The organism is Micromonospora sp. 4G55 (assembly GCF_016803375.1).
Window position 1 is genome coordinate 1 of sequence record NZ_JAEVHN010000650.1, and the last position, 3,402, is coordinate 3,402.

Annotated in this window: 3 protein-coding genes and 1 pseudogene; 2 read left to right on the forward strand and 2 right to left on the reverse strand. The window is 74.8% G+C overall.

What is annotated here, in order from left to right; translation table 11 throughout:
- Positions 1-50: 50 nt before the first annotated feature.
- Complete coding sequence (locus JNW89_RS31670; protein WP_154936859.1) at positions 51-242, reverse strand: hypothetical protein; 192 nt, start codon at positions 240-242, stop codon at positions 51-53.
- Positions 243-408: 166 nt separating this feature from the next.
- A pseudogene (locus JNW89_RS31675) lies at positions 409-1,588 on the reverse strand (geranylgeranyl reductase family protein).
- 138 nt (positions 1,589-1,726) lie between these two features.
- On the opposite strand from JNW89_RS31675, the gene JNW89_RS31680 reads away from it, so the two are divergent.
- Both JNW89_RS31680 and JNW89_RS31685 read left to right on the forward strand, forming a co-directional pair.
- Positions 1,727-1,963, forward strand: a complete 237-nt coding sequence (locus JNW89_RS31680; protein WP_238450142.1) for a hypothetical protein — start codon at positions 1,727-1,729, stop codon at positions 1,961-1,963.
- A gap of 37 nt (positions 1,964-2,000) precedes the next feature.
- Positions 2,001-3,402, forward strand: a 1,402-nt coding sequence (locus JNW89_RS31685) for an MFS transporter (RefSeq protein ID WP_238451862.1), incomplete at its 3' end; no start/stop codon positions are given.

A 3,402-nucleotide genomic window follows, 5' to 3' on the forward strand; every position in this document is an offset into this window, starting at 1 on the left:
GATCGATCCCCGCGGCCCGTTTCGCGTCCGGGCCGCCCCGCCGGTCGCGGTCAGCCGCCCGGCCCGAGCCGGAGGTGCCACTCGTCGTCGTTGGTCGACTCGGGTCGGTCGCGGCGCGGATCGGTCTCGGTGAGCTCCACCCGCTCGTCGGGGCGGACCGCCGGCGGCAGCTCACCGAAACGCACGTGGCGGAGGAAGGCGTACTCCTCGTCGTCGAACGAGGTGGGCTCCGGGTCGCTCATGCCCGCATTGTGCCGCCGCCGGTCCAGCACCGCCGTCCCATCGACGACGCCCGCCCAGTTAAGCGCGCCGCCAGTGGCGCCGGCGACGAGGTGGGGACACCTGCGCGCGGTACGGATGACCGCTCCGGGGGTGCTCGAACAGGTCGTCGTGCCCTGACCGGGGGTGTCAGCCGGAGCGGGTGGTCATCGGCTGGGCGGGGGCCGACGGTGTGCGCTGCCGTACCGGCGGGAGGCGGTCCAGCAGCGCCAGACCGGCCCGGACGGGAGCCCGGGTCAGCGTCTGGTCGAAGCTGGCCCGGCCCTGGCAGAACCGGACGAACATCCCCCAGCCGGCCGGCGTCGCCAGCAGAGCGTGGAAGACGTCGGGCCGGCGTTCGAACACCTCCAGCAGCCGCTGCCCGGCCCGCATCGACGGGACCATCTGCTCGGCCACGTCCCGCTGGTAACCGGCCAGGTCACCGGCGCGACCGCCGCGCCGGCGAGCGCCCCGGAGCGCCAACGCGTAGCTGATCCCCTCCCGACTCCACGGCTCCAGCAGGCCGGCCGCGTCACCGGCGACCAGCACCCGGCCGTGCCGCAGCGGCGAATCCTCCGCGCGGCAGCGGGTCAGGTGCCCGGAGTCGTGCTCGGCCGCCACCCCGGACAGCCCGAGCCGGTCGACGAAGCGGCGCAGGTACTCGCGGGTCCGCTCCCCCCTCGCCGCGGGCGGCGATCACCCCCACCGTCAGGCTCGACCCCTTGGGGAACACCCAGGCGTACGAGCCGGGTACCGGTCCCCAGTCGAGCAGCAGCCGGCCGCGCCAGCGCCGCTGCTCGGCCGGCGGCACCGGCAGCTCCCGCTCCAGGCCCAGGTCCACCTGGCGGAAACGGACACCCACGTGCCGGGAGCTGACCCCCGAGGAACCGTCCGCCCCGACCACCGTCCGGGCGTGCACGGTCTGGCCGTCGGCCAGCCGTACGCGTACCCCGTCGGGGTCCTGGTCGATGCCGCGCACCGCGACGCCCTCGCGCAGCTCGGCCCCGGCGGCGACCGCGGCCGCGCGCAGCCGGTCGTCGAACTCGTCCCGGCGGACCATCGCCACCAGCGGGGTGCGGTGCCGGCGGGTGAAGGCGCGTCGCCCGTCCCGGGTGAAGGTCACCCGGTCGACCCGGTCGTGCGCGGGCACCTCGATGCGGCCGGCGACCGCCGTCAGCGAGGTGCCGATCAGGCCGCCACCGCACGTCTTGTACCGGGGGTGCACGGCCCGGTCCAGCACCAGCGTGCGCACCCCGGCGGCGGCCGCGGCGTGGGCGGCGGAGAGCCCGGCGGGGCCGGCGCCGACGACGACGAGATCCCAGGTGATCACGGGCTCCACCCTAGGGCACCCCGGCGCGGCCGGCCGCTCACGACCGACCGATCGGGTGGGCATTGTCGGTCACCCGGCGGGTAAGCCGCGGTACCCAGACCGCTCGTGCGACGGGCGGGTCACGGCAAGGAGGTCACCATGCAGCAGGTACGTCTGTCGGAGGCCGAGGTACGGGTGTACGACGCGGTCGCCACGCTGGAGGCGCGCGGCCAGGTGCCGTACCCCGACTCGATCGCCCAGGAGGCGGGGATGGCGGAGGAGGAGGTGCACGAGCCGTTGCACCTGCTCACCGAGAAGGACCTGCTGCACCGGGAGGACTCCCCGATGGCCGGGCTGGACTTCGGCCCGCGGTGGTGTGCCCGCCAGATGGCGTGATCGGTTTGCCCGTCGGGGCGCCGGGTAGCGGTCGGTCATGGCTGATCGCCGGGCCGCCGTGACGGACGCGGGTGACCGACGCCGCTGGCAGGCCCTCGGCGTCGGGCTGGTCGCGGCGTTCATGACGCTGCTGGACGTCAGCATCGTCAACGTGGCCGTCCCGTCGATGGATCGGGCGCTGCACGCGAGCCCGAGCGACCTGCAGTGGGTGCTCTCCGGGTACGCGCTGACGTTCGGGCTGATCCTGGTGCCCGCCGGCCGGTTCGGCGACGCCCGCGGGCGACGCACCGCCTTCGTGGTGGGCGTCGCCCTCTTCACGCTCACCAGCGCCCTCGCCGGGCTGGCCACCTCGCCCGCCTGGCTGGTCACCGCCCGGCTGCTCCAGGGGGCCGCCGCCGGGGTGGTCAACCCCCAGGTGACCGGCCTGATCCAGCAGCTGTTCCCAGGCGCCGAACGGGGCCGCGCCTTCGGGCTGCTCGGCGCGACCATCGGCATCTCCACCGCGGTCGGCCCGCTGCTCGGCGGGCTGCTCATCCAGCTCGGCGGCGAGGAACACGGCTGGCGCTGGGTGTTCTTCGTCAACGTGCCGGTGGGCATCCTCGCGGTGGTGCTCGGCTGGCGGCTGCTGCCCACCCGACCGACCGGGCAGCCCGACCGGCACCGACTCGACCCGGTCGGCGTCCTGCTGCTCGGCGTCGGCGTACTGCTCCTGCTGCTGCCGCTGGTGCAACGCGAGCAGTGGCAGAGCCCGTGGAAGTGGGCGCTCGTGCCGGCCGGCCTGGCGGTCCTGGTCGGCTTCGGCCTCTGGGAGCGCCGGTACGCCCGCCACCGGACACCCCTGTTCGACCTGCGGCTGTTCCGGCTGCGCTCGTACACCCTCGGCGCGTTGATCGCGCTGGTCTACTTCGGCGGGTTCACCGCCATCTTCTTCATCTTCACGCTCTACCTGCAGAACGGCCTCGGCTACAGCGCGCTGATCGCCGGCCTGGCGATCACGCCGTTCGCCCTCGGCTCCGCGCTGGCCTCGACGCTCGGCGGCCGGATCGTCAACCGCTTCGGCCGCCCGCTGGTCGGCATCGGGCTGGTCGTCGTGGTGATCGGCCTCGGCACGGTGGTGATCGTGCTGCGCGGCTCGCCGCAGCACTCCGTACCGCTGCTGACCGCGGTGCCGCTGCTGGTGGCCGGGCTGGGCAGCGGACTGGTCATCACGCCGAACCAGACCCTCACCCTCTCCCAGGTGCCGGTGCCGCAGGCGGGCAGCGCGGCCGGGATGCTCCAGACCGGCCAGCGGATCGGCTCGGCGGCCGGGATCGCGGCGGTCGGGGCGATGTTCTTCTCCTCGCTCGGGGCAACTGGCGGGGACTGGGGCGTGGCGTTCCGGCACTCGTTGCTGCTGGCCGCGGGGGTGATCGTGCTGGCGCTGGTGGCGGCGGGGGTGG

What these genes read in the sequence shown, in the direction of transcription:
- JNW89_RS31670 (WP_154936859.1), bottom strand. Translation starts at nt 242, where the DNA reads ATGAGCGACCCGGAGCCCACCTCGTTCGACGACGAGGAGTACGCCTTC.
- JNW89_RS31680 (WP_238450142.1), top strand. Translation starts at nt 1,727, where the DNA reads ATGCAGCAGGTACGTCTGTCGGAGGCCGAGGTACGGGTGTACGACGCG.